Genomic DNA, 24,498 nt, shown 5'->3' on the forward strand with positions numbered 1-24,498 from the left:
CGTCGGCCTCGCGGACGCCGGGCCCGAGGCCCGACGGCCGGCAGCCCCCGAGGGCCGGCGGTCGCCGGACCCGCGGCCTCACGGCCGCCCGCGTCCGCGGAGCGCGCTCTCCGGCGGGCGCTCGCGCAGAGCGCCGTAGGCGAGGAAGTACGCGGGCAGGCGCCGGACCAGCCGGGATCCGGTGAGCAGGCCGGCGGTGCGCCGGGCCCGGTCGACGCTGCCGAGCGGCTGCCGCCCCCGCAGGACGGGTGCGATGAGCCCGGCGTGGGCGGCCCGTTGCAGCGCCTGCGTCACGACGGTGGTCGGACGGCGGCGCCGCTGCACGGCGCGTACGTCGCGCAGCCCCACGGTCCCTCGCCGCAGCGGTTCGACCAGATGCCGGGCGGCGGCGACGGCGTCCTCCACGGCGAGGTTGATGCCGATGCCGAAGACCGGGGACATCGCGTGCGCGGCGTCGCCGATGCACAGCAGCCCCGGACGGTGCCAGCGGCGCAGCCGGTCCAGCCGCACGTCCAGGAGCTTGACCTCGTCCCAGGAGCGCAGGGCGTGCGTGCGGTCCGCCGCCCAGGGCATGGCGGCGGCGAAGTCGGCCAGGAAGCGGTCGAGGCCGGCCGCGCGGCGCTCCGCGTCGGTGCCCTTGGGGATGAGCGCGGCGCACTGCCAGTACGACCCGCGGTCGATCATCGCGGTCAGGAAGCGGTCGCCCGCGCCGCCGACCAGACCGCTCGGGTCGCCCTCGTGCCGCGGCAGCCGGAACCACCAGGCGTCCATCGGGCAGTCGAAACGGCGCAGCGCCAGTTCCGGTCGCGAGCGGGCCAGCGATCCGCGGCCGTCGCAGGCGACCGTGAGGACCGCACGCAGTTCACCGGTGCGGCCCTCGGAGGTGCGGTAGCGCACCCCGGTGACCCGGCCGCGTTCGATCAGGAACGAGGTCGCCTCGGTGTTCATCCGCACATCGAAGGACGGCTCGCTGCGGGCCTCGTCCATGAGGAGGTCGAGCAGGTCCCACTGGGGCACCATCGCGACGTAGTCGTACGGGCCGGGAAGCACCCCGAGGTCCGCGACCGTCACCATCGAACCGCCGGGGCCGGCGGGGAGTTGGACGGTGCGAACCCGGCGCTGCGGCAGCCGCGCGAAGCGCTCGGCCAGACCCAGCTCGTCGAGCAGCGCCAGGGTCGAGGGGTGCACGGTGTCGCCGCGGAAGTCCCGCAGGAAGTCGCCGTGCTGCTCCAGCACGGTCACGGCGACGCCCGACCGGGCCAGCAGCAGCGCGAACACCATGCCCGCGGGGCCGCCTCCCACCACACAACACGTGGTCCGCTCCATCACGGCCCCGCCTCTCAGGAGAGCAGCAATTCATCGACTGATGAATATTATACTCCCCGCGGCGCGGGGAGTACCCCCTTCGTGCGACCCGGGACCGGAATCCGGAAGTGTGGCCATCGAGGCGCGAAGCCGGCCGAGAGCTCCCCGCAACCGCATTGTCGGCAGCGGAAGTTGAACGTGTCGGGCACTCATCTGCGCGGGCGCCCCCGCGACTTCGGGGACGCCTCGGCGCGCGGCATCCGGGTGCCGCCTCGCCGTCGCCGCCGTCGCCCCGAATGCGCGACTCGCGCGGGGCGGTGCACCGGCGCCGAGTCTTTGTGTGGTTCCATCACACTTTGTGTCCTCTTTGCATATTCAGTGCGCAGATTTACCAAAGGCGGATGGCGATTCGGCGCTGACAGCGGGTGATCACCGTTCGGCTGCGGGCCATACGGATGGCGGGCGCGGACCGCTGATCCCCGCCCGAGTTCGCCCGCCGCGCGGGCGGTTCGCCGACCGCTCAGGACACCCGGAAACCGGCTAGGACAAGGGGATTCGACCCCTCCTGACCGCGACGCGGGGAGCCGTGTCCGAGGCCGCGTCCGGTCCCCGGCGCGGACGTATGGAGGGGGTGTCAGTAGTCCGTTTGCGACGCTCAGGTGGTGGGGCGTCAGGATTCCGCTGAAGGTGATCACGTCGCCGCTGCGATTCCCGATTGAGTGGGCGTTGGGCCGGCTCTCGCAGTCGTGACGGAAGGAACCACCCATGCGTATCACCCGTACTCTGTTCACCTCCGCGGCTCTGGCCGCGGCCGTGACGATCTCCGCCCCTGCCGCGGGCGCGCTGACCGTGTCGGCGCTCCCCTCCGCGCAGCATCAGGCCGTCAAGGCCGACGGCGGCGCCCCCGGCGGGGACAACGGCGGCAACGACGAAGGCCGCGGTGGCCGCGACAACGGTGGCGGTGGCCGCGACAACGGTGGCGGTGGCCGTGACAAGGGCGGCGAAGGCCGTGACAAGGGCGGCGAGGGCCGCGGCAAGGGCGGCGAGGGCCGCGGTGAAGGCCGCGGTGAGGGCCGCGGTGAGGGCCGCGGTGAGGGCCGCGGTGAGGGCCGTGAGCACCGCGAGCACCGCGAGCACCGTGAGCACCGGCCGCACGGTGGCGTGCACGCCGGTGGCGGTGCCCTGGCCATGATGAACGCCGACAACGACCGCGGTGGCCGTGAAGAGGGCGACCGCGGTGACCGTGACGAGGGTCGCGGTGGCCGTGAGAAGGGCGGCAGGGGCGAGGGCCGTGAGCACCGTGAGGGTCGTGAGGGTCGCGAGGGTCGCGAGGGTCGCGAGGGCCATGAGGGTCGTGAGCGGCCGCACGGTGGTGTGCACGCCGGTGGCGGTGCCCTGGCCATGATGAACGCCGACAACGGCGGTGGCCGTGAAGAGGGCGACCACGGCGGTCGTGAGAAGGGCGGCAGGGGCGAGGGTCGCGGCGAGGGCCGTGACCACCGTGAGGGTCGCGAGGGTCACGAAGGCCGTGAGGGGCACGAGGGCCGTGAGGGTCGTGAGCACCGGCCGCACGGTGGCGTGCATGCCGGAGGCGGCGGCCTGGCCGAGTCCTCCAACGCCACCCTCGGCCTCGGGGCCGCGCTGCTGCTCGGCGGCCTGGGCGCCGGTGCGTACATGCTCCGCCGCCGTCAGGCGTCGGACCCTTCCGCGGCCTGATCGGGCTGCTCTTGCCTGTCGCTGGGCTGCCGCGGTCTGCGTCACCTCCCCAGGAGGGCAGCGCAGGCCGCGGCAGCGGCGGCCGACCCCAACCGTCGCCCGCGGCCAGTACCACCCCTTGAATGACGAAAGGCACCGTCATGGCTTCTCAGCAGCCGCCCCAGACGGAGCAGAGCGGGACCAAGCCCGCCACGCGTCGTTACCGGCTCCGCCTGCTGTGGCCCGCGGCAGCGGTCGGACTGGGCATCGCGCTCATCCACAACTCCCTGGTCGCCGCGCCCGTGGCGCACCCCAAGCACACCCACCGTCCGGCGGCCGTCGCCCCCCGGACGTCCGCGTCGGCCGCACCGAGCGCCGACGCCGGCAGCAGCTCCCCCTCCAGTGCCGGCTCCAACGCCGGCGCGGAAGCCGACGGCAAGTCACTGCCCCGCTCGCAGCCGACGCGGCTCTCGATCCCGGACATCGGGGTGGACGCCCCCTTCACCAACCTCACCGTCAACGCCTCGGGACAGCTGAACCCACCGCCGGCCGACGACACCAACATGGTCGGATGGTTCCAGGGCGGACCCTCGCCCGGTGAGCGCGGAGCGTCGGTCGTCGTGGGCCACCTGGACACCATGACCGGTCCCGCGGTCTTCGCCGAGCTGGACTCGCTCGAGCCCGGCGCCGCGGTGGACATCACCCGCGCGGACGGGACCGTCGCCCACTTCAAGGTCGACTCCCTCGACTCCTTCAGCAAGGCGGACTTCCCCGACGACAAGGTCTACTCGGACACGACGACTCCCCAGCTGCGGCTGATCACGTGCGGCGGAAACTTCAACCGCATCAGCAAGGACTACGAGGAGAACGTGGTCGTCTTCGCCCACCTCGACACGAGCTCCACCGGCTGAGGAACCGGGAAGGGTGCGTACCAGTGCGCGGCGCGCACCCACCCCGTCCCGCCCGGCTCGCCGCCCGGCGTGCGGGCGGGGACAATGGACTGCCGGGAGCGGTGAGGTGGTTGCGATGCCCGCATGGCACCTGCGCGACTATCACGACGACGATCTCGACCAGGCGATCCTCATCTGGGAGGAGAGCCGGCAGGCCGACGAGGTTCCGGTCTTCCCGGTCTCGGAGGTGATGGCCGAGGCCAGGGCCGGACAGAACGCCGTGGTCGCCGTCGTGGGTGACGAACTGGTCGGCATGGCCGCGGCCCGGGCGAGCGGGCAGCGCGGCTGGGTCCTCCTGGTGGCGCTCGCCGCCCGGTGGCGTCAGCGCGGCATCGGCAGCGCCCTCCTCACCGAACTGGAACGGCGCCTCAGGGCCGTGGGCGTACGCCGTATCAGCGCTCTGCTGCCCCCCGGTGCCGCCGGGACCGCGGCCCTGGAGCACTGCGGCTACCGGTTCCGGGACGACCTCGTCCTCTACGAGAAACTCGAACCGCAGGGACCCTCCGACGCCGGCGCCCTCATGGAGCTGGGCGGTCGCATGCTTCCCGGGGGACTCTGGGACGCCATGGCCGGCATGGAACGGGAGAAGCAGGTCGTGGAACGACGGGTGGTGCTCCCGCTGGCGGAACCGGCGCTCGCCGACCGCTACGGCGTCGCCCCGCCGAAGGGTGTCATCCTCTTCGGCCCGCCCGGCACCGGCAAGACCAGCTTCGCCAAGGCGGTGGCCTCGCGGCTCGCCTGGCCGTTCGTGGAGATCTTCCCGTCCCGGCTCGCCGCCGACACGAGCGAGGGCCTGGCCGCGGCGCTGCGCGGAGTGTTCGCGGACCTGGCGGAACTGGACTCGGTGCTGCTCTTCATCGACGAGGTCGAGGAGATCGCCGGTCTGCGGTCCGGCATGGCGGTGGACCCGGGCCACGGCGTCACCAACGAACTGCTGAAGCTCATCCCGGGTTTCCGCGAGCACGACTCCCGGCTGCTGGTCTGCGCCACGAACTCCGTGCGCTCCCTCGACCCGGCGTTCCTGCGACCGGGCCGGTTCGACTACGTCATCCCGATCGGACCGCCCGACGCGACGGCCCGCTCGGCGATCTGGGACCGCTACCTCCGGGCCGCCGGCTCGGTGGACGTGGCCCAACTGGTAGCCGCCAGCGAGCTGTTCACTCCTGCGGACATCGTGTTCGCCGCCCGCAAGGGCGCACAGGCCGCCTTCGAGCGGGAGGTCGCGCTGCGGCAGGGCCGTCCGGCCACCACCGAGGACTACCTCGACGCCATCGCCGACACCCGGCCCACGCTCACCGCACAGGCGATCGAGGAGTTCACCGAGGACATCGAAAAGTTCAGTCGCCTCTGAGACGGGCGACGTTGCCGGGCCGACGTGGACGACGAGGCCGACGTGGACGACGAGGCCGGCGCGCCGGCACGGACGGCACGGTCGGGCGGGAGGCAGGTGTGGCGAGGTCGCACAAGTGGGGGGCGCTGCGTCGGCGTGCGCGGCGCCGCGGTGCCGCGGCCGGTGCAGCGAGCGCCTCCCCAGCGCCCGGCACCTGGGCGCACACCGGCGAGCAACGGCAGCAGGCCCTGCGGAAACCGGCCGATCGGGCCGGCACGCCCGCGGCGGCCCCGCTCCGGCGGCTCCTGTGGTGGTGCGGGTCCGCCGTGTTCCTGGCCGGCATCGTGCTGCTGGGTACGGTGGCCGCCTCCGCCGTGGGATGGGCGGGCACCCCGGGCGTGTTCACGGCCCGGGAGTGCCATCCGGAGGGAGGCGGCAAGGGAGGCAAGGGCACGACCTGCTCCGGGCTGTTCGTCGCCGAGGACGGCAGCCTCATCGACACGGCCGCGGCCCTGCACTGGGCGGAGGGCAGGGCAGGAGGGCGGATCCGGGTCCGCAGCCTGGTCCTCGGCGGCTACCAGAGGGAGAGCGCGCTCGACGCGACGCTGGTCGCCGTCCTCATCACGCTGCTGGCCGCCCCGGCGGTCGGCTGCGCGTTCGCCGGCCTGTCCCGCCGCAACCAGGACCGGCTCGCCGCCCGGCTGCCCGGCCCGGTGTTCAAGTCCTATGTGCGCTGGAGGTCGTGACGGCGGTCGCGACCTCCTGCGAACGCACCCGCCCCGCCCTCCGTCAGGCGTGTGGCCGCCGTCCCTGCGCGATCATCCTGCGCCGCCCTCGGCGGGCGGCGGTTCGTACGGCCGACGCGGCGGCGGCCCGTGAGCCCCGGAGCACGGGACACGCGCGGCCACCCGTGGCCCGTGCGTCGCAGCCGTTGTTCATGACGGGTCGGCGCCGGTCGGCAGCTCCAGGAGGAGTTCGTAGCCCCCGTCGGCCGTGGGGCCGGAGGTCACCGTCCCGCCCAGGAGTCCGGCGCGCTGACGCAGGCCGGCCAGACCGTGCCGGGCGCTGGGCAGCGGGAGCGCCGGCCGGGTGGGGGCGGTGTTGGTGACCGTGGCGCGCAGGGTGCCGCCGCCGTGCTGGACGCGGACGGTCGCCCTGGCGCCGGGCGCGTGTTTGCGAATGTTGGTCAGCGCCTCCTGCACGGTGCGGTACACGGCGCGCTGGACCGGGGGAGGGAGGTCCTCGGGCAGGTCCGTCTTCAGTTCCGCCTCGATGCCGCTGCCGTCCACCAGCCGCCGCAGGTCGGCCAGGGACGGCTGCGGGGTGAGTTCGGTGGGGCGGCTGCCCGAGGCGCGCAGCACGCTGACCATGTGCCGCAGCTCGTCGAGCGTCTCCACACTCAGCCGCCGGATGGTCTCCGCGGCCTTCCGCGTCGCGGTGTCGGGACCGGCCACCTGGAGCGCCCCGGCCTGCACGGCGATCAGGCTGACCTGGTGGGCCACGACGTCGTGCATCTCCCTGGCGAGCTGAGCGCGTTCCTTCGCCAGGACGCTCTGGGCGGTCAGCAGCCGTTCGTACTCGCGGGCCTCGGAGATCTCGGCGAGCCGCAGCGACAGATCGCGCCGGGCCTGCACCAACTGGCCCAGGAAGACGGGGGCGGCGGCGGTGGCCAGCGTGTAGCTGAGGTGGAACAGGCTGCCGGTGCGGGTGAGTTCGGCGGCCTTCAGGGCCGACCACGGCCAGGGCAGGAAGTCCGTGGTCGCGTGGACCAAGGCGCAGCCGGCCAGGAGCGGGCGGTGGCGGCTGAGCGAGGAGAGCGTGTACAGCGCTGCCATCGGGGCGATGACCGCCTCGCTGACCAGGGTGGCCGGGAGCGTGAGCACGAACGTCGTGAGGGGCAGGCGACGGCGCAGGGTCAGGGCCAGGGCGGCGAGCAGCGCGCAGATCGTGGCCGCCCGCGGCTCGACGCGGATGTGGACCGCGGCGTCGGCCAGCGAGGCCAGGACCAGGGCGGCGTCCAGCAGAGCGGGCCGCGGCCGTCGGGGGCTCATCCGGTACGGCCGTCACGCGGCGGCGTGAGCAGGCCCGCGCGTTCGGCGACCAGCGCCGCCTCGACGCGGCTGCCGACCCCGAGCTTGCCGAGCACGGCGCTGACATGGCCCTTCACGGTGCCGGTGCTCAGGTGCAGCCGGGCGCCAATGTCGGTGTTGGCGAGCCCTTGGGCCATGAGGACGAGGACGGCGCGCTCCCGTTCGGTCAGCCGGGCCGTGAGCCGGACGGCGGACGGCTCGCGCACGCCGTTGTTGAGGTAGCCGTCCACCACCGTCCGGGTGACCGTGGCGGACAGCACCGTGCCGCCCTCGGCCAGGGCACGCACCAGGGACGGCAGTTGCTCGGGATCGGTGTCCTTGAGCAGGAAACCCGCGGCGCCCGAGCGCAGCGCGGTCGCCACGTACTCGTCGGTGTCGAACGTGGTGAGCATGGCGACCACCGGAGGGTCCGGCAGACGCCGTAGATCGGCCAGTACGGTGAGCCCGTCCACGTCCGGCATCCGGATGTCCAGCAGCACGACATCGGGGTGCGACTCGCGTACCGCCCGTACCGCCTCCCCGCCGTGCACGGCCGCCACGACCTCGATGCCGTCCGCCGCGTTGAGGATGTGCGTGAAGCCCCCGCGGACCAGGGCCTCGTCGTCGACCACCACCACCCGGATCACGTGCGCTCCGCTCGTCGCAGCCCTTCGCCCGATCTGTATCACGGAGAGCGCCCGCCTGCTTGCGGAGCGTGCGTACTCCCGTCCGCCGGCGGGACGGTGACGGCCGGTCGGCCGGGGCGGCTCCGGCCGACCGGCGGGGGCGCCTCCGGAAAGGTGGCATATGGGTTGTGGCGGGTATTTGGCACAGTCTGAGGACATGACCCAGAACACATCGGCTGCCGTGCCGTCACAGACACCGTCCGGGCCGGGCGCCGAGCCCGCCGCCACCCGCGCCGGGCCGCCGTCGACCGGACGGCTGATCGGCATCGACCTCGCCCGGGGACTCGCGGTCTTCGGCATGTACTCGGCGCACGTCGGACCCGACGTGACCGTGGGCGGACCCGTGGGGTTCCTGCTGGAGACGGCACGGGGCCGCTCCTCCGCGCTCTTCGCGGTGCTGGCCGGCTTCTCGCTGATCATCCTGACCGGCCGGCCGTGCCCCCGGACCGGACGGGCCGGCCGCCAGGCCATGGCCAGGGTCGTGATCCGCGCCCTCGTGCTCGTGGCGCTCGGCTACGCCCTGACCGCGCTCGGCACCGGCGTCGACGTGATCCTCAGCTTCTACGGACTGCTCTTCCTGGCCGTCCTGCCGCTGTACCGGCTGCGGGCCGGGGTCCTCGCGCTCATCGCCGCGGCGACAGCGCTGGTCCTGCCCCAGATCCTCTTCGTGGTGCGGAAGTCGATCGAGGACGGGCAGTGGGCGGACGCGGTCGTCGCCCGCGACCCGCTGGCCCGGATCACCGGCACGGACGGCGTCGTCGGACTGCTGTTCACCGGCGGGTATCCGGTCCTCGCCTGGATCCCGTTCCTGGTCGCCGGCATGGCCGTGGCCAGGCTCGACCTCGGCAGGCCCGGCGTCCGGTCCCGGCTCGCCGCCGCCGGCGGCGCCCTCGCCCTGCTCGGCTACGGCGGCTCCTGGCTGGCCCTGCGCCTGGTCCCGCGCGCCCTGACGACCGTCTCGGCCGCCACGGACGGCAGCTCGGCGAACTCGGCGTGGTGGTCCGACCGGGTCGGCGACACCGGGGACCACGTCCCGCCCGCCTGGCTGCTGGTGGCCGCACCGCACAGCGAGACGACGTTCTCCATCCTCGGCAACACGGGCGTGGCCCTGGTGGTGATGGCCGTGTGCCTGACCGTCGCCGACCGGCTGCCACGGCTCACGCGCGCGGCCGGACCCGTCGCCGCGGTCGGCATGATCGCGCTGACCGTGTACGTCCTGCACATCGTCGCCCTGTGGTTCCTCTCCGACGTCTGTCACGTGGCCGCGATCGACGACGACGGCATGTCCGGCCTTCCCGTGCTCCTCGCCTTCATCGCCGCAGCCGTGCTGCTGGCCACCGTATGGACCCGGCTGTTCCGGCGCGGCCCCCTGGAGTCCCTGCTCCACCTGGCCACCGGCCCGGCGCGGCACGTCCCGTAGCGCCGGGCACCGCCGGAGTGCCGCAACCGTGACGCCTCGTCCCCGCCGCGTCGTTACCATCCTCGGAACCGGGATACCGTTCTCCGCACTCCACCTCGAAGGAGCGTCCGTGAAGAAGCCGACGACGCGCGCCACCGCCTCATGACAGAGGAGCACGCGGCGCCCGCCCTGTCCCACCCGGACGGTGAACTCCTGCGGTACGGCCGCCCGCACCGTGTGCTCGCCGGGTCGCTGCACTACTTCCGGGTCCACCCCGACCAGTGGGCGGACCGGCTGGCACGACTCGCCGCCCTGGGTCTGAACACGGTCGACACCTATGTGCCGTGGAACTTCCACGAGCGGCACCCGGGCCGAGCGGGCTTCGACGGGTGGCGCGACGTCGAACGGTTCCTGCGCCTCGCGCAGCAGGCCGGGCTTGACGCGATCGTGCGGCCCGGCCCGTACATCTGCGCCGAATGGGACAACGGCGGGCTGCCCGCCTGGCTGACGGGCCTGCCGGGGATGCGGCCGCGTTCCTCCCACGGCCCCTTCCTGGATGCCGTGACGGACTGGTTCGACCGGTTGATCCCGCGTCTCGCCGCCCTTCAGGCCGCGCGGGGAGGGCCCGTCGTCGCGGTGCAGGTCGAGAACGAGTACGGCAGCTACGGCGACGACCACGTGTATCTGCGCCGGCTCCGCGACGCCCTGGTGGAGCGTGGCATCACCGAACTGCTCTTCACGGCCGACGGCCCGACCGAGCTGATGCTCGACGGCGGCACCCTGCCCGACCAGCTCGCGGCCGCGACGTTCGGCTCCCAGGCGGCCGAGGCCGCCGCCCTGCTGCGCAAGCGCCGCCGCGACGAGCCGTTCGTCTGCGCGGAGTTCTGGAACGGCTGGTTCGACCACTGGGGGGAGCGGCACCACGTCCGGTCACCACGCAGCGCGGCGGGGACGCTGGGCGACATCCTCGACGCCGGCGGCTCGGTCAGCCTCTACATGGCGCACGGCGGCACCAACTTCGGACTCTGGGCGGGCTCCAACCACGACGGCGAGTCCCTCCAGCCGACCGTGACCAGCTACGACTCGGACGCGCCGATCGCCGAACACGGCGGGCTCACGCCGAAGTTCCACGCCCTGCGCGACCAGCTCAACGCCCTGACCGGCCGCCCGGAGCAGCCACCGCCCGCCGACCCGGTGCTGCTGGCACCCCGCACCGTCCCGGTCGTCCGGGGCGCCGGACTGCTGGGCGGTCTCGAAGCCGTGTCCCGGCCGGTGGACTCACCCCACCCGCCGACCTTCGAGGAGCTGGGACAGGCCTCCGGCCTGGTGCTCCACCGCGCGCGGCCGAAACTCCCCGAAGGCGCCCTCGACCTGACCGTCAGCGGACTGCACGACCGCGCCCAGGTCTTCGTCGACGGCGTCCCGGCCGGGATCCTGGACCGGGAGACCGACTCGCTCACCCTCCACGGCACAGGCCGACCGGTGCGGCTGGAACTCCTCGTCGAGAACCAGGGACGGATCAACTACGGCCCGCTGCTCGGACAGGGCAAGGGCATCCTCGGCCATGTCCGGGTGGGACGCCGGATGGTGCACGGCTGGACGACGCACCCGCTGCCGCTGGACGAGTGGTCGGCCGAGGAGGTCGCCCGCGCGGCGGCCGCCGGCGACCCGCGGGGCACGGCCGGGTTCGCCACCGCGCGGTTCACGGTGGACGAACGGGCGGACACCTTCCTGGCCCTTCCCGGGTTCGCCAAGGGGTTCGTCTGGATCAACGGCTTCCTGCTCGGCCGGTATTGGGAGATCGGCCCCCAGACGACGCTCTACCTCCCGGCACCGCTCCTGGTACCGGGCGAGAACACCGTGACCGTGCTGGAACTGGAACGCCTGGGGGAGCACATCGAACTGCGCGACGCGCCGGAGCTGGGGGAGCCCGAGGAGTACATCGAGACCTTCTCCTCGTAGCGGCGCCGACAGGACGGCCGGGGTCCGCGTGGCGGAGGAGCCGGGGGAAATCAGGGTGCCGTGAACAAGTTCGGGAAGCGCGGCGCGAGCCAGGGTCTGCGGCCCCAGGCGATGACGTGCCCCCGGGCCATGGCCCGCCACAGGTTGAGGCGGCCCAGCGCGATGAGGAGGAAGGCGACCGGTTCGATCAGGATCGTGCAGTCGGGCCGGATCGCGGGCCCCGGGGTCACGTGCAGGGCACCGTCGTCGAGCGCGGCGCCGAACGCGGCGCCGCCGCGCAGACGGATGGCGTAACGCGCCGTCATGCCCGCGGCGGACGGCGCGGTGACCCTCGGCATGACCAGGAGCATGAACGGCATGCACAGCCCGGCACGGGCACGGTCAACCATGTGCGGGCGGCCCAGCGCCCGGGCCAGGTCGTAGCCGTGGCCCAGCATGTGCGTCAGGAGGTAGGACGCGAGCGTGGCCCTGTTCATGCGGCCCAGTGGCGTGACGAGCGCCGGGTCGTCCGCGGCGCTCTCGTCCGCGGCCCGGTCCACGGCGTCCAGGAACGCCTCGGCCTGTTCCACGATCAGCGCCGCGAGCGGCTCGGGCCGACGCTCCTCGAACGCGGCGAGGGCCCGCGCGTTGGCCGCGGCCAGACTCTGCGGTGTGCCGTCCCCGTAGGGGCGTTCCCGGCCGCGCGCGAGGTCGGCCATCAGCTCGTTGGCCAGCGCCAGATGGGCGGCCGCCTCGCCCACTGTCCATTCCGACCGCGGAACGGGAAGTGCCGGGTCGGCCGCGCCCCGCAGCAGCGCGGCGATGTCACCGGCGGTCTCACGTATCGCTTCCGCGAGCCCTTCGGGCAACGGCCGCCCGTTGCCTGGCCGCACTGTGGGATACACGCCTTGAACCCCTTTCTGTTCCGTGCACGCGCGGTCGAATTCCGTCGGCAGCGGGGGCCGAGCGTACCGGGTCGGGCAACGCGGCGGGTCGGTACCGCGACGGCTGCCCCACGATCCCGGCCGGACCCGCTCCCCGGGCGCCCGACGGCGGATCAGAAGACGACCCGCGCCCGCCGGACGGCCGCGAGCGCCGTGTCCGTTCCCCGGACCAGTTCCAGCGGCACGTCCGGGTCGCGCCCGGCCAGGGCGCGCAGACAGGCGACGGCGTCCGCGCGGACCACCGACGCCGGCTCGCCCGAGCCGAGCAGCCACGCGCCCCCGGCGGGCCCGGTCAGCTCCAGCGCGACGGGTGCCCCGGACCAGGCCAGGGCCAGATCACGGATCACCTGCTCGACGATGAGCCGGTCGTGCTCGCCCACCACGAGGGGCTGTCCCGTGGCCCGCGTCAGGTCGATGCGGTGCATCCACAGGTCGCGGTTGTAGATGGTGTCGAGCAGATGGCCGATCGGCATCCGGGGTGCTCCGGGCATGCCGCTGTCGATCCTGGCGCGCCGCATCAGACCCGGGCGGCGCCGGCGCGCTTGTACGGCGCGGGGCCACAGCAGCGCGAACCGCGCGGTCAACTCCGGTCCGGACGCGGTCGTGTGGTCGGCGACCTGCGCCGCCATGTGGGCGTCGACCGGGCCCATGCCGGGATGGCGCCGCCTGCCCGTGAGCTCCCTGCGCACCATGGTGGCCAGGGAGATGTTGTCCTCGCACTGGGCGACGAGGTGGGAGACCAGGGTGCGTACGTCCCACTCCACGCAGTCGGTGGGACGGTGCCAGTCCTCGTCGCCGAGCTTCTCCAGTACGGCCATGGCGGCCCGGCCTTCCGCCTCGGCGACCGCGGCCGACTCGTCACGGTCGGTCTGCGGCAGGCGTGCGGCCTCCCTGTAGGTCTGGGTCATCGCTCTCGCCCTCCTTGGGGGCGTAGAAGTGGAAGAACATGTCCACCGCCGTCCGGGTGAGGCGGGTGAAGCGGCCCTCCTCGACCCGTGCGGACGGCTCGTTGGCGAGCTGCTGGCTGATCACGCCCGCCACCAGCGCCGTGCAGAGGGCCACCCCCTCCTCGTCGGCGGCGGCGGGCGACAGCTGCCCGGCGCGCACCGCGGCCCGGAGGGCGTCCCGCAGGAGCTCCAGTTGCCGCACCGCGGGTTCGAAGGCCCGCGGGGTCGGTTCGAAACCGGGTACGGGCCGCCAGTACAGCAGTTGGGCCAGCACCGGATGGGCCATCGCCCAGGCCACGGTGGCCTGCTGGCCCGCCAGGAGGGCGCCGCGCGGATCGTGCGACAGCATGTCCCGGTACGGCTCCAGGACAGCGACCGTCTCCCGCATCCCTCGCTCGAACAGGGCGTCGTACACGGCAGTCCTGGACGGGAAGTACTGGTAGAGGGAGGGAGGCCGCATCCCCATCCGCCGGGCCACCTCGGACATGCTCAGCGCGGCGACGCCTTCCTCCGCCATCACCTCGAGCGCGGTGTCGAGGATCTCCCGCACGGTGTCGTTGCGCCGACGCAGCCTCCGGTCCTCCCTCATGCCCTTAAGAAACCCTAAGGGGTGTAGGGGAGTCAATACCCCGTCAGTTCCGTCATGTCCCGATCGTCCAGGACGCGCGGGAAGCGGAGACCTCAGCGCGCGTCGGCGGACAGGATCCGGTGCGTGACGATCTCGGCCGAGCGGACGGCGGCCTCGCTGTTTGGGCGGAGCATCACCCAGTCCCCGGCGTAGTCGACGCGGCGTACCGGGCGGTCCAGGAACGCCCGCCGCAGCCGCAGCGCGGCCGGGGTCGCCTCCGGCAGGCCCACCGGCCAGCGCACCACGTGCGTCTCACGCGTCGCCCCGGCCAGGCCCGGAAGATACCGCTCGGCGCGCCCGGCGACCGCGGACACGATCTCCTCGTCGGTCCGCTCCAGCAGGCCCGGGGAGGCGTACGGGGAGGCGAAGAGGCTGATCAGACCGCGGCCGGGCGGCACGCGGCCGGGGGCCTTGACGTGGTCGAGGATCGCGCCGGCGAACACCCGGTCGTCCAGGGCAGGGACCTCAAGTGCGTACGACGGCTGCCGGGTGGGGCTGGGCAGCGGACGGTCGAGCAGGCACAGCACCTTCAGCATCGGGCTGTAGGTGCTCGCCGCGAGATAGGGGCGCTCGTCGTCCGGAAGGTCGGCGTGGAGGCGGAGCGCCACCGGCGCGGGCACCGCGAGCACGACACGCCGGGCGGTCACGCTTCCGCCCCCGGTCAGGTCCAGGCGCACGGCGTGCGCCTCCGGCTTGACGGCGAGGACCTCCCGGCCGGTGACGACGTCGAGCCGCTCGGCCAGTTTCGTGGCGAGCGTGCCCATGCCGTCGCGGTACGCCACCCAGCGCGCACCGGCGCCGCCGACGGCGAGCAGCAGCGCGGCCATCGGCCCGATCGCCGAACGCTCCGGCCGCCAGCCGAAGAACCCGCCGGCCATCGGCTGCAACAGCCGGTCGTGCAGGTCGTGATGGTAGCGGCGCGCGTACGCGGTCACGGTCGCGTCACCCAGCGGGGTCGCCTCGGGGTGGTCCTGGTCGAAGGCGCCCCGCCGTCTCAGCAGCGCCCCGGTGAAGCGGAGCCAGGCCGGCCGCCCGCGCCACGACATGCCGGCGCCGGTCAGCAGCCCCGCCGGATGGCCCAGGTTGGCGTGGGCGCGGCCGTCGTGCCACACGGCGATCCGCCCTCCCACCGGAACGATGGCGTCCCGGTCCAGCCCGGTCGCCCGCAGCAGCCGCCAGGTGCTGTCGTAGCCGCGGACCGCGATGTGTTCGGCTCCCTCGTCGAGGACGTAGCCGTCGTGCCGGCGGCCGGCCATCCGCCCGCCCACCCTGCCCTCCGCCTCGAACACCCGAACGGAGCGGCCGGCTCGGGCCAGTTGGAAGGCGCAGGCCAGACCGGAGATCCCGGCTCCCACCACGGCGATGTCGATGTCGGTCTCGGCCATCGGAGGTCCCTTGTTTGTCGAGGTGTCATACGGGGGCGGCACGCGGGAGGTGGCACGAGGGAGCCGTCCCACGGCCCGGGCGCGGCGCGCGAACGCGGCCCGGGTGCGCGGCCCAGGCACGGATCAGGTCCACTGGCCGGTGCCGTACGGCTGCGCCCCGTCGAGCAGCCGGTCGCGCAGTTCCTGCCGTCTGACCTTGCCCGTAGCGGTGACCGGGAGCTGGTCGAGCGGCAGCACCGTCGGCTCACCGAGCGGCGGAAGGTCGGTCACGGACCGCCGCCACACGCCGAGGTCCAGCGTGCCGTCCTGGGTCACCAGCACCGGCTGCGGCTCTCCGCTCGCACGCCCGAGCACCACCGCCTCCACGACCTCCGGCAGCCGGTCGTGGAGCACGTCCTCGATCTCGACGCAGCTGCCGTCGGGGATCGTGTCCACCTCGCGGTCGAGCAGCAGCAGCCGGCCGGAGCGGGTGATGAGCCCGAGGTCCCCGGTGGTGAACCAGGGCCCGGACAACTTGGCGCGCATCCGCTCCGGTTCGCTGACGTATCCGGCGCACAGCGTACGGGTGCGGGCCTGCACCAGGCCTGCCCTGCCCCGCCCCAGCGGCTGGAGGGTCGCCGGGTCCACCACGCGCAGCCCGGTCCTGCCGGGCACGCTCCGCCCCAGGTCACGGGTGGTGGGATGACGTTCCCCTGTCGCGCGTACGGACCTGCGCGTCAGGCAGCGGAACGTGAGCGGCCCGGTCTCGGACTGCCCCCAGACCTGCACCCACAGCGGCAGTCGGCGCCGGGTCGCGGTCAGGAACGTCCGTACCGTGGGCGGGTGCACGGCGTCGAAGGTGTTGATGTAGAGCCGGACGTCGTGGAACGGGGTGTCCGTCTCCCTCGCCAGCGGTTGCCAGCGTACGAAGGCCGAGGGCGCGGCCTCCAGCACGGTCGGCGGATGGGCGCGGAGGACGGGTTCGGCGAGCCGGAGGTCGTAGCCGTCCAGGATCACCGCGGCGCGCGGGGCGAGCCACAGCACACTGATCGTCCAGGCGAGGCCCCGTCCGTGCGCGTACGACGCCGCCTGGGCGACGGTGTCGTCACGCCGGGTGGACACCAGGGGCAGGCGCCGTGCCTCGGCGGCGGCGATCCGGTGGATCAGCGTGGTGGCGGAGTGCCGGACCAGCTTGGGGATACCGGTGGTCCCCGAGGTGTGCATGATGGCCAGGGTCAGGTCGTCCGGGCGGGGACGGGGCGACGGTGTCCGGTGGCCGCGCACGTCCGCGAGCGGGATCGCACCCGGTGCCGGGGCGTCCAGGGTGAGGGTGCGGCGGGTGAAGGCGGTGAGGTCGGTCTCCGCGCCGCGCGCGGCCGCCAGCGTGACCGCGGTGGTGACCAGCGCGGTGGCGTCGAGGCGCTTGAGCAGCACCTGGAGCGTCTCCGCCGGAAGGCGGTCGGAGATCAGCGCGGGCACCGCGCCGATGCGGGCGGCGGCGCAGGCGAGCAGGACGTAGTCCCAGTGGTTGGGTTTGATCACCGCGACCCGGTCGCCCGGCGCCACGCCGAGTCCCTCCAGCCAGCCCGCGGCCTGGTTCACCAACTGGGCCAGGTCCGGGATGTCGTACGTGGTCCGGCCGTCGTCCGCGATGTCCAGCGGCCGGCTCAGATGGACCGCCGTCCCGGTGCCGCGGTCGGCCAGGACGTCGAAGAACCTTCCGGGGGCGGGGAGTTTCATCGGGTACCTCCGAGGAGTCCCGTCACACGCACGGGAGTTGAAGGAAGGTGAGGCGTGGCGCGGCGGTTCGGGCGGAGCGCGGAGGCCGGCCCCGGCCTCCGCGCCGCCCTTCCGGCTCAGGCGGAGCCGGCGACCATGAGGTTGACCGCCACCAGCGTGACGACCAGGATCCGGTGGACCCGGATGCCGAGCAGCCGGCCGCGCAGCATGTCTCCGCGCACCATGCCGACCGTGAACTGCCGGGCGCGGGCCGCCTTCAGCGGGACGAAGGCGATCGGGAACCACCACGGGGCGAGGCCCAGCAGCGGCGTCGTGACGATCACGGTGGTCTCGACCACCGAGAGCGCCCCGACGAACAGGCGGTTGCCGCGCGGGGACAGCACACACGCGGCGGTCGGCCGGCCCACCGCGCGGTCGCCTTCGGCGTCGTGGGTGTTGGAGTACACGCCGAACAGGAGCGGACCCAGCCCGAACAGGAACGCCTCCACGGCCGCGAGCCCGGTGACCTCCCCGGTGAGCAGACCGAACAGCGGCAGCACGAAGGCCCAGCCGACCGCGGCGAGGAACACCTCCTGGAAGCCCCGGTAGCTGAGCCGCAGGCCCCAGGAGTACTGCGGTACGACGACGGCGGCGGCCACGAGCGCGAGCACGGCCCACAACGGGCGGTGCGGCGCCCAGAACAGCGCCGCCGCCCAGCACAGCGCCCCGGCGACGACGGCGCACCCGGCGAAGCGGATCGCGGCCGTCTCGGTGAGCGTCCCGGTCAGCAGCGGCTTGCGGGCCAGTGCCCGCGCCGGTGCGTCCGGGCCGTAGTTGGCGGCGTCGCTCCCGTCTCGGGGGCCGGTGACGTCGTCGAACGCGACGGCCGCCGCCACCAGGCACACCTCGCCCAGCAGGAACGCCGCCGACGTCAGCAGCGACGCTCCGTCGAGCCCTTGCCGGGCGGTGGGGAGCAGTGACAGGACGACGGCCACGCTGAGGTAGTAGTCGACCATGCCGAGCCTGGCCGGCCGCAGGTAGGCGGACAGCCGGGCCCCCGGTCGCCGGCCGGGGCGGACGCCGGCCTCCCGGGGTGGCGGCTTCGCGGCGGTTCCGGTGTTGAGGTCACTGGTCATGGGCGCTCCCTGTGGTCGTGGCGTCGGGCGTCCGCGCGGCGCGGAGCGGCGGTGTCGCCCGGACGAAACCGGCCCCGGCGAGCGTGCTCCGCTCCGCGGCAGCCCGGACCGACGTCAGCGTGCTGCCCGTCCGCAACCCCGAAGCGCCGCAGTCGCCTGCCCTGCCCGGGACCCCATGGGCCGTCAGGGCACTGTCAGGACCGAACCGCCGGTTGGCGACAGCGGATCCGTGCATGAAATCTCCTCGGACGTCTCGGGCCCGCTGCCCGACGACACCCACAGCAGATCACACTGGGCAATTGTCATCTCGCTCTCCGTGTCGACCCCCTCCCTGGCGGCACTGCGGCGTCCCAGCCGTGCGGCCAGGGTTTCCCGCCGGGACGGCCGGTTCCGGGGGCGCACAGGTTTCACTGTGCGGAGTGACCCTGATCGCCCGGTCGGAGGCGCGCGCCCTGTCGGCCTCCGTGGCCCGCGGCGGCCCGGTGCGCGACGCAGGGTGGTGACGGCCGACGAGCCGCCGGACCCGCGCGGCCCCCGGGCCCCGGCGGGTGGGAAAGGCGCGGAGGTGTGCAAGGAGGTGCGGTTCGTTCCCGCCGACGCTCCCGCGGTGGCCGGGCCCCGCGAGCCGGACGGACGCGGTCAGCGGCCCCGAGGGGTTACCAGTCCGGACTCGTAGGCGAGTACGACGAGTTGGGCGCGGTCGCGGACATGGAGCTTGACCATGGCCCGGTTGACATGGGGCCTCGCGGTCATCGGGCTGATCAACATGCGGTCGGCGATCTGGTCGTTGGACAGTCCCTGCGCGACCAGCGCGACGGCCTCGCGCTCTCGGCTGGTCAACTCCTTGAGTCCCGGGCCGACTACACCGAACCGTCCTATGTCCATGGGCGCACCCTAGCCGGACGGCTCCGCGGGCGGGTCCCGCTCAGGGACGAGCGCCCGACTACCGCGCCCGTGGTAGAGGGGCGGCGTCCGCGGTATCCGCCGTGGCCGCGTGCGCCGTCGGCGGCAGCCCGAAGTGCCCGCGCCTGGGGGACGTCCGGCGGTGGGTGCGGCGGACATGATCGGGCGACGTCCAGTCGCAGGAGGAGAAGATGACGGCAACCGGCAACCCCCGTACGGAAGGAGCCCTGGCGGGACTGGCCCGGTTCTGCCACCGGCGCCGCCGCCTGGTGCTCCTGGCCTGGATCGCCGGCGTGATCGCCGTGGCGTGTCCTGTTCGCGGGCACGACCGTCGTGATCGCGCTCCTCGGCCTGATCGTCATGGGACAGCGGCTGATGACCGGCGTGGCCGTCGCCACGTCGGTGATCGTGCTGCTGACGATGATCGCCGCGGTGACCCTGCTGCCCGCGTTCCTCGGCTTCACCGGGCACCGCGTCAACGCGCTGCGCCTGCCCCGTCGCACGTTCCGCCGCAGCGGGGCCGAGGGTGTCCCGGCGCGGGAGCGCCGTACGCTCGCCGAGCGCTGGGCCGGCGTGGTGCGGCGCAGGCCGCTGGCCGCCGCCGTACTGGCGGGCGCGGTCCTGCTGGTGCTGGCCGCCCCCACGCTGTCGATGCGGCTCAGCAACCCCGACGCCAGTGTCCAGCCCCATGACAGGAGCAGCTACACCTCGTACCGGATCCTCTCCGAGGGCTTCGGGCCCGGCTACGCCGCTCCCCTGATCCTCGCCGCCGAGGCCGGCCCCGGCCACCGCGACCTGCGTCCCGTCGCCGAAGCGGTCGCCGGGACCGAGGGCATCGCCTACGCCGCGCCGCCCCAGGTCAGCAAGGACGGGCGGGCCGCGCTCCTCATGGTTTTCCCCAGGACCGGATACCAGGACAAGGCGACCGCGGACCTGGTCCACCGGCTGCGCGACGACGTGCTGCCGCAGGCGCCCGGCGGTGCGGCGGTCCACGTCGGCGGCCCGAACGCCGTCACGATCGACACGGCCGAGGACATCGGCTCGCGCCTGCCCCTGATGATCGCGGTCGTCATCGCGCTGTCCCTGGTGCTGCTGATCGCGCTGGTCCGGTCGGTCACCATCGCGCTCCAGGCCGCCGTGATGAACCTGCTGGCGATCGGCGCCGCCTACGGCGTGCTCGTCGCGGTCGTCCAGTGGGGATGGCTGGGTCCGGCCCTCGGTTTCCCCACCGCGATGCCGGTCACGACCTGGGTCCCGATGATGATCTTCCCGGTGCTGTTCGGTCTGTCGATGGACTACGAGGTCTTCCTGATCTCGCGGGTCCGCGAGGAGTACGAGCGCACCGGCGACACCCGTACGGCCGTAGCGCGCGGGATGGCACGGACCGCCAAGGTCATCACGGCCGCCGCCGCCATCATGGTCGCCGTCTTCACGACCTCCCTGCTCGGCCCCGACGTCGCCGTCAAACAGGGCGGCCTGGGCATGGCCGTCGCCGTCCTCCTCGACGCCACCGTCATCCGGCTGATCCTCGTTCCCGCGGTGATGGAACTGCGCGGCGACACCAACTGGTGGATGCCCGGCCGCCGGACGCGGAAGGCGACGGCGGCCGCGGACAGCCGGGTCGGAACAGGGGCCGGGGTCTGAACCGTCCCTCCGGACGGTGAGGTGAACCGGGTGCCCGTTGCCGAGGGGCACCCGGAGCCGGCCGTCCGGTACGGGCCCGTGGGATCCCCGCGCCCGTCACGGAAGCCGGTCGGAGGTGGTCACCGTGACCAGCGGGGCCAACTGCCCGAGCAGGTCCAGCGCCTGCTCGTGCAGGGCCGCCGTCGCGCCCGCGCAGGCGTCGGCCACGACGGTCACCCGGCGGCCGGCGTCCGCCGCGGCGAAGGCCGTGCCGAGGACGCAGCACTCGGTGGCCACACCGCACAGGACGAGCGGGGCGTCCCCTACGACGCCCTCCAGTTCGGGGCCCCACTTGGAGAAGGTCGGCAGGCTCACCACCGGGGCGCCGACGGGCACGGGCGTGGTCAGTGCCCAGGCCGGGTCCGTCTCGGGCAGCCGGAACTCGGGCCAGCGGTCGTAGTACTCCGACCACGCCCGGTCCTCGCCCGGGTCGCGTACGAACCTGGTCCACACCACATGGTCCCCGAACCGCCGGGCGAGGTCCGACACCAGCGGCTCGATCGAGGCGTAGCCGTCCGCCGCCCAGCCCGAGGCGGGATCACTGAAGGCCACCTGCATGTCGATCGCGACCAGCCAGGGCGCACGCGTGGTCACTTGGCCTCCACCATGTCCGGGGTCGGGTCCTGCGAGGTCCGGCGGCCGGTCCGCCAGAGCGACGGGAGCCGGTACGTGGCGAAGTAGACCACGGCGGCCGCCACGAAGCCGACGAGCATGCTCCAGTCACCACCGCCGAAGTCGTGTGCCAGCGGCCCGGTGTACAGCGAGGACTGCCAGAACGGCACCGAGGCCAGCACGCCCGCCGCCCAGGCGGCGAACCCCCACTCCAGGACGCGCGAGCGGTCGAAGAGTTCCGGGATCCGCGTCTTGTCCTTGCGTCCGCCTACCGCGTAGTCGACTACGCGCACGACGGCGAGATCTGGCAGTTCCCGACCTCCACCAGCGTGCCCAAGCCCGTCCAGCGGCCCACCCCGCCGATGTGGATCGCGGCCCGCGACCCGGCCTCGCACGAATTCGCCGTGGGCGCCGGCTGCAACGTCATGGTGACACCGCTGATGAAGGGGGACGAGGAAGTCGTCGACCTGAAGCGGAAGTTCGACGACGCCGTGGCCAACCATCCCGAGGTACCCCGGCCCGACCTCATGGTCCTGCGGCACACGCACGTGCACGCCGAGGACGACCCCGAGGGATGGCGCCCGGCCGCCGCCGCGATCTCGAAGTTCTACCGCACGTTCGACGCCTGGTTCGGCAACAGGACGCCACCCGTGGACGGCTTCCTGGAGCCCAGCCCCGAGTCCAAGTTCGCCGAACGCCCCGAGTTCGCACCCGAGTCGCTGCACCGGACCGCGATGATCGGCACACCGGGCGAGGTCGTCGAACGGCTGCGCCGCTACGAGGAACTCGGCGTGGACGAGTTCAGCTTCTGGTGCGACAACGGCCTGCCGCACGAGGAGAAGCGCAAGTCCCTCGAACTGTTCGTAAAGGAGGTCGTCCCGGCCTTCCGGTGACGACGCCCGCCACGCGGTCGCGGGGGGCCGTGGGCCGTGCGTGACGTAGCGTCCGGTCCCATGGAACCCTTGGAACCCATGGCTCACGCGCGGCCGGCACAGGGCGCCCGGCCCCGGGCGCGTGATCTCGGCCTCGACTTCGGGCGGGGCAGCACCGGCCCCCTCAACGCGATCACCGATGTGCCGGGCGTCCGGGTCGGGCACACCACCGTCCGGCGTCCTCCCGATGTGCACAGCGGGGTGACCGCCGTCGTCCCCGACGGCGTCGGTCCCCACGCGCCGCTGCCCGCGGGCGTGTTCACCGGCAACGGCTACGGCAAGCTCATCGGCACCACCCAGGTCACCGAACTCGGCGCGCTGGAGACGCCGGTGCTGCTCACCTCCACCCTGTCGGCGTTCCGGGTCGCCGACGCCCTCGTAGGGTGGATGCTCGAACAGCCCGGATGCGGCGAGGTGCGGAGCCTCAACCCGGTCGTGGGCGAGTGCAACGACGGCTTCCTGTCCGACATCCGCGCGCGCCCGGTGCACGAGGAGCACGTCCGGGCCGCGCTCGACGGGGCGTCCGGCGGTCCGGTGGCCGAGGGCTGCGTCGGCGCGGGCACCGGAACGGGCGCCCTGGGCTTCAAGGCGGGGATCGGAACCGCCTCGCGCACACCCCAGCTTGCGGGGAAGCCGTACACGGCCGGGGCCCTGGTGCAGGCGAACTTCGGCGGCACACTGCGGGTGCTCGGCCGCTGCGTCACCCCGCGGTCCCTGGGCCCGACCGGCGACCCGTCGCCGGCCGCGGAGACCGGCTCCTGCGTGATCGTGGTGGCCACGGACGCACCCGTCGACGCTCGGCAGCTCACCCGCGTCGCCCGGCGGGCCGTGTTCGCCCTGGCCCGCACAGGGGCGGCCTACAGTCACGGCAGCGGCGACTACGCCGTCGCCTTCGGCACGCGACCGGCGGCGGTACCGGTGGCGGACGACGAACTGGGACCCCTGTTCGAGGCCGTCCTCGACGCCGTCGAGGAGGCGGTGCTCAACTCCCTGCTGGCCGCGACCACGACCACGGGCTTCGGCGGCCACACCCTCCCGGCCCTGCCCGCGGACCGGCTGCTGGACGCCCTCAGGGACCCCGCCGCATCCCCTCGTCTCCGTGGATGATCCGCACACACGCTCCAAGCCAGGCGCGGGCCGCCGACGAAGGGACGTTCGGGGTCCGGGCGGGGACTGTTCGGCCTCAGCGGGACGGGAGCGCGTGCGGTGGACTGGGGGCGACAGGAAGGGCGCTGAGTGATGAGACGACGCAGCGTGGGCGAGTTGATGTGCCCCACCGCCGTGAGTGTGCGACCGGGCACGGCGTTCAAGGAGATCGCACGCGTCCTCGACGAGTACGACATCACCGCCGTCCCGGTGGTCGACGACGAGGACCGGCCGATCGGGGTGGTGTCCGAGGCGGACCTGCTGCGCAAGCAGACGTGCGGCGGCGCGGGCAGGAACGCGGGCGAGCTGATGACGAGCCCCGCCGCCGTCGCGGAGCCCGGCTGGCACGCCGTGCGTGCCGCGCGGGCCATGGAGCGGCACCGGGTCAAGCGCCTGCCGGTGGTGGACGGCGACGGCCGGCTGATCGGCGTGATCAGCCGCCGCGACCTCGTGCGGTTGTTCCTGCGCCGGGACCGCGCGATTCAGGAGGAGATCCTGGAGGACGTCATCGTCCGGACGCTGGGCCTGCGGCCTTCCGCGCTCGCGGTCGAGGTCGCCGAGGGCCGGGTCACGCTCAGCGGCACGGTGGAGCGCAGGAGCCTGATCCCGGTCACCGTGCGGCTGTGCGACAGCGTCGACGGCGTGGTGGAGGTGGTGAACCGGCTCGGCCACGACCGGGACGACACGCTCAACGCGCCCGCCGTACAAGGCGGTTCGGCCCGTCCGGAGGAGGGCGCGGGCGCGTCGCCGGGCGGTGGTCACGGCCTGTCGTCGGTGCTGTCACCGCCCCGGCTCCGCCTCGGACGCCGTCGGTGAGCCGGCCGGTCTTCCGCCCGAGCCGAGCCTGGTGGGGCCGGGTCCGTGAGGCCGCCGGTGAGTCGGCCGGACCTCCGTCCGAGCCGAGCCTGGTGGGGCCGGCGCCCGTGAGGCCGCCGGTGAGTCGGCCGGTCTTCCGCCCGAGCTGATCCCGGCGAGACCGACGCCCGTGACGCGGAGCCCCGTCGGCCGGCGGGCGAGACCGTCGAGGTGTGGCTGGCAGCCGGGCCGACGTCGTCGTCGCGGCCGCACGGCGCGAGCCCGACCTGTACGCAGCCCTCGTCGCCCGGACC

At 73.7% G+C, this 24,498-nt stretch carries 21 protein-coding genes and 1 pseudogene; 10 read left to right on the plus strand and 12 right to left on the minus strand.

Annotation, left to right across the window (positions count from 1 at the left end):
- Positions 1–78: 78 nt before the first annotated feature.
- The gene (locus ACIP4X_RS33365; protein ID WP_358736827.1) at positions 79–1,326 is read right to left on the minus strand and encodes an FAD-dependent oxidoreductase; all 1,248 of its coding nucleotides are present in this window, start codon (positions 1,324–1,326) and stop codon (positions 79–81) included.
- 744 nt (positions 1,327–2,070) lie between these two features.
- Between ACIP4X_RS33365 and ACIP4X_RS33370 the strand changes: the two genes are divergently transcribed.
- The 4 genes from ACIP4X_RS33370 (at position 2,071) to ACIP4X_RS33385 (ending at position 6,026) form a co-directional block, all read left to right on the plus strand.
- Positions 2,071–3,021 carry a hypothetical protein gene (locus ACIP4X_RS33370; protein WP_401352005.1) on the plus strand — a complete coding sequence of 317 codons (951 nt, stop codon included), beginning with the start codon at positions 2,071–2,073 and terminating at the stop codon, positions 3,019–3,021.
- A gap of 140 nt (positions 3,022–3,161) precedes the next feature.
- Positions 3,162–3,911 carry a class F sortase gene (locus tag ACIP4X_RS33375; RefSeq protein ID WP_358736823.1) on the plus strand — a complete coding sequence of 250 codons (750 nt, stop codon included), beginning with the start codon at positions 3,162–3,164 and terminating at the stop codon, positions 3,909–3,911.
- A gap of 115 nt (positions 3,912–4,026) precedes the next feature.
- Positions 4,027–5,301 (plus strand): GNAT family N-acetyltransferase, encoded by a 1,275-nt coding sequence (locus tag ACIP4X_RS33380; RefSeq protein ID WP_391457468.1) that lies wholly within the window; start codon positions 4,027–4,029, stop codon positions 5,299–5,301.
- 98 nt (positions 5,302–5,399) lie between these two features.
- Complete coding sequence (locus tag ACIP4X_RS33385) at positions 5,400–6,026, plus strand: hypothetical protein (RefSeq protein ID WP_391457470.1); 627 nt, start codon at positions 5,400–5,402, stop codon at positions 6,024–6,026.
- A 189-nt stretch (positions 6,027–6,215) separates the two neighbouring features.
- Here the strand turns inward: ACIP4X_RS33385 and ACIP4X_RS33390 are convergent, their stop codons facing one another.
- On the minus strand, positions 6,216–7,331 hold the full coding sequence (locus ACIP4X_RS33390) for a histidine kinase (RefSeq protein WP_358736817.1): 1,116 nt from the start codon (positions 7,329–7,331) through the stop codon (positions 6,216–6,218).
- Positions 7,328–7,996: a response regulator transcription factor gene (locus ACIP4X_RS33395; RefSeq protein WP_358736815.1), complete on the minus strand. Its 669-nt coding sequence runs from the start codon at positions 7,994–7,996 to the stop codon at positions 7,328–7,330. The genes ACIP4X_RS33390 and ACIP4X_RS33395 overlap by 4 nt, the downstream gene beginning before the upstream one ends.
- 196 nt (positions 7,997–8,192) lie before the next feature.
- On the opposite strand from ACIP4X_RS33395, the gene ACIP4X_RS33400 reads away from it, so the two are divergent.
- The gene (locus tag ACIP4X_RS33400; RefSeq protein WP_391457473.1) at positions 8,193–9,455 is read left to right on the plus strand and encodes a DUF418 domain-containing protein; all 1,263 of its coding nucleotides are present in this window, start codon (positions 8,193–8,195) and stop codon (positions 9,453–9,455) included.
- Positions 9,456–9,596: 141 nt separating this feature from the next.
- Positions 9,597–11,396, plus strand: a complete 1,800-nt coding sequence (locus tag ACIP4X_RS33405; protein ID WP_391457475.1) for a beta-galactosidase — start codon at positions 9,597–9,599, stop codon at positions 11,394–11,396.
- Between the two features lie 50 nt (positions 11,397–11,446).
- On the opposite strand, the gene ACIP4X_RS33410 is transcribed toward ACIP4X_RS33405, so the two are convergent.
- The 7 genes and pseudogenes from ACIP4X_RS33410 to ACIP4X_RS33440 all read right to left on the minus strand — a co-directional run.
- Entirely contained in the window at positions 11,447–12,280 is an 834-nt protein-coding gene (locus ACIP4X_RS33410; protein WP_358736811.1) for a maleylpyruvate isomerase family mycothiol-dependent enzyme, read from the minus strand.
- Between the two features lie 152 nt (positions 12,281–12,432).
- Positions 12,433–13,227, minus strand: coding sequence for a maleylpyruvate isomerase family mycothiol-dependent enzyme (locus ACIP4X_RS33415; protein WP_391457477.1), 795 nt, complete (start codon positions 13,225–13,227; stop codon positions 12,433–12,435).
- Positions 13,178–13,855 (minus strand): TetR/AcrR family transcriptional regulator, encoded by a 678-nt coding sequence (locus tag ACIP4X_RS33420; RefSeq protein ID WP_358736807.1) that lies wholly within the window; start codon positions 13,853–13,855, stop codon positions 13,178–13,180. Before ACIP4X_RS33420 ends, ACIP4X_RS33415 begins: the two co-directional genes overlap by 50 nt.
- 92 nt (positions 13,856–13,947) lie before the next feature.
- Positions 13,948–15,279, minus strand: a complete 1,332-nt coding sequence (locus ACIP4X_RS33425) for an FAD-dependent oxidoreductase (protein ID WP_391457479.1) — start codon at positions 15,277–15,279, stop codon at positions 13,948–13,950.
- Between the two features lie 123 nt (positions 15,280–15,402).
- Positions 15,403–16,998 (minus strand): class I adenylate-forming enzyme family protein, encoded by a 1,596-nt coding sequence (locus ACIP4X_RS33430; RefSeq protein ID WP_358736804.1) that lies wholly within the window; start codon positions 16,996–16,998, stop codon positions 15,403–15,405.
- A 116-nt stretch (positions 16,999–17,114) separates the two neighbouring features.
- Entirely contained in the window at positions 17,115–18,113 is a 999-nt protein-coding gene (locus ACIP4X_RS33435) for a UbiA family prenyltransferase (protein ID WP_391457481.1), read from the minus strand.
- 639 nt (positions 18,114–18,752) lie between these two features.
- Positions 18,753–18,965 (minus strand): annotated as a pseudogene (locus ACIP4X_RS33440) (response regulator transcription factor); the annotation flags it as partial.
- Positions 18,966–19,328: 363 nt separating this feature from the next.
- On the opposite strand from ACIP4X_RS33440, the gene ACIP4X_RS33445 reads away from it, so the two are divergent.
- Positions 19,329–20,660 carry an MMPL family transporter gene (locus tag ACIP4X_RS33445; RefSeq protein ID WP_391457809.1) on the plus strand — a complete coding sequence of 444 codons (1,332 nt, stop codon included), beginning with the start codon at positions 19,329–19,331 and terminating at the stop codon, positions 20,658–20,660.
- Positions 20,661–20,756: 96 nt separating this feature from the next.
- Here the strand turns inward: ACIP4X_RS33445 and ACIP4X_RS33450 are convergent, their stop codons facing one another.
- Positions 20,757–21,293 carry an isochorismatase family protein gene (locus ACIP4X_RS33450; RefSeq protein WP_391457483.1) on the minus strand — a complete coding sequence of 179 codons (537 nt, stop codon included), beginning with the start codon at positions 21,291–21,293 and terminating at the stop codon, positions 20,757–20,759.
- A complete protein-coding gene (locus ACIP4X_RS33455) occupies positions 21,290–21,604 on the minus strand; it encodes a hypothetical protein (protein WP_391457485.1) in 315 nt (104 codons plus the stop codon). Before ACIP4X_RS33455 ends, ACIP4X_RS33450 begins: the two co-directional genes overlap by 4 nt.
- Before the next feature lie 36 nt (positions 21,605–21,640).
- Between ACIP4X_RS33455 and ACIP4X_RS33460 the strand changes: the two genes are divergently transcribed.
- The 3 genes from ACIP4X_RS33460 to ACIP4X_RS33470 all read left to right on the plus strand — a co-directional run bounded on the left by ACIP4X_RS33460 (position 21,641) and on the right by ACIP4X_RS33470 (position 24,205).
- Entirely contained in the window at positions 21,641–22,204 is a 564-nt protein-coding gene (locus ACIP4X_RS33460) for an LLM class flavin-dependent oxidoreductase (RefSeq protein ID WP_358736796.1), read from the plus strand.
- Positions 22,205–22,264: 60 nt separating this feature from the next.
- Positions 22,265–23,350, plus strand: coding sequence for a P1 family peptidase (locus tag ACIP4X_RS33465; protein WP_358736794.1), 1,086 nt, complete (start codon positions 22,265–22,267; stop codon positions 23,348–23,350).
- Positions 23,351–23,482: 132 nt separating this feature from the next.
- Positions 23,483–24,205 (plus strand): CBS domain-containing protein, encoded by a 723-nt coding sequence (locus tag ACIP4X_RS33470; protein WP_391457488.1) that lies wholly within the window; start codon positions 23,483–23,485, stop codon positions 24,203–24,205.
- Positions 24,206–24,498: the final 293 nt, after the last annotated feature.

Origin of the sequence: Streptomyces sp. NPDC088817 (assembly GCF_044750345.1) — a bacterium.
Taxonomy (GTDB): Bacteria; Actinomycetota; Actinomycetes; order Streptomycetales; family Streptomycetaceae; genus Streptomyces.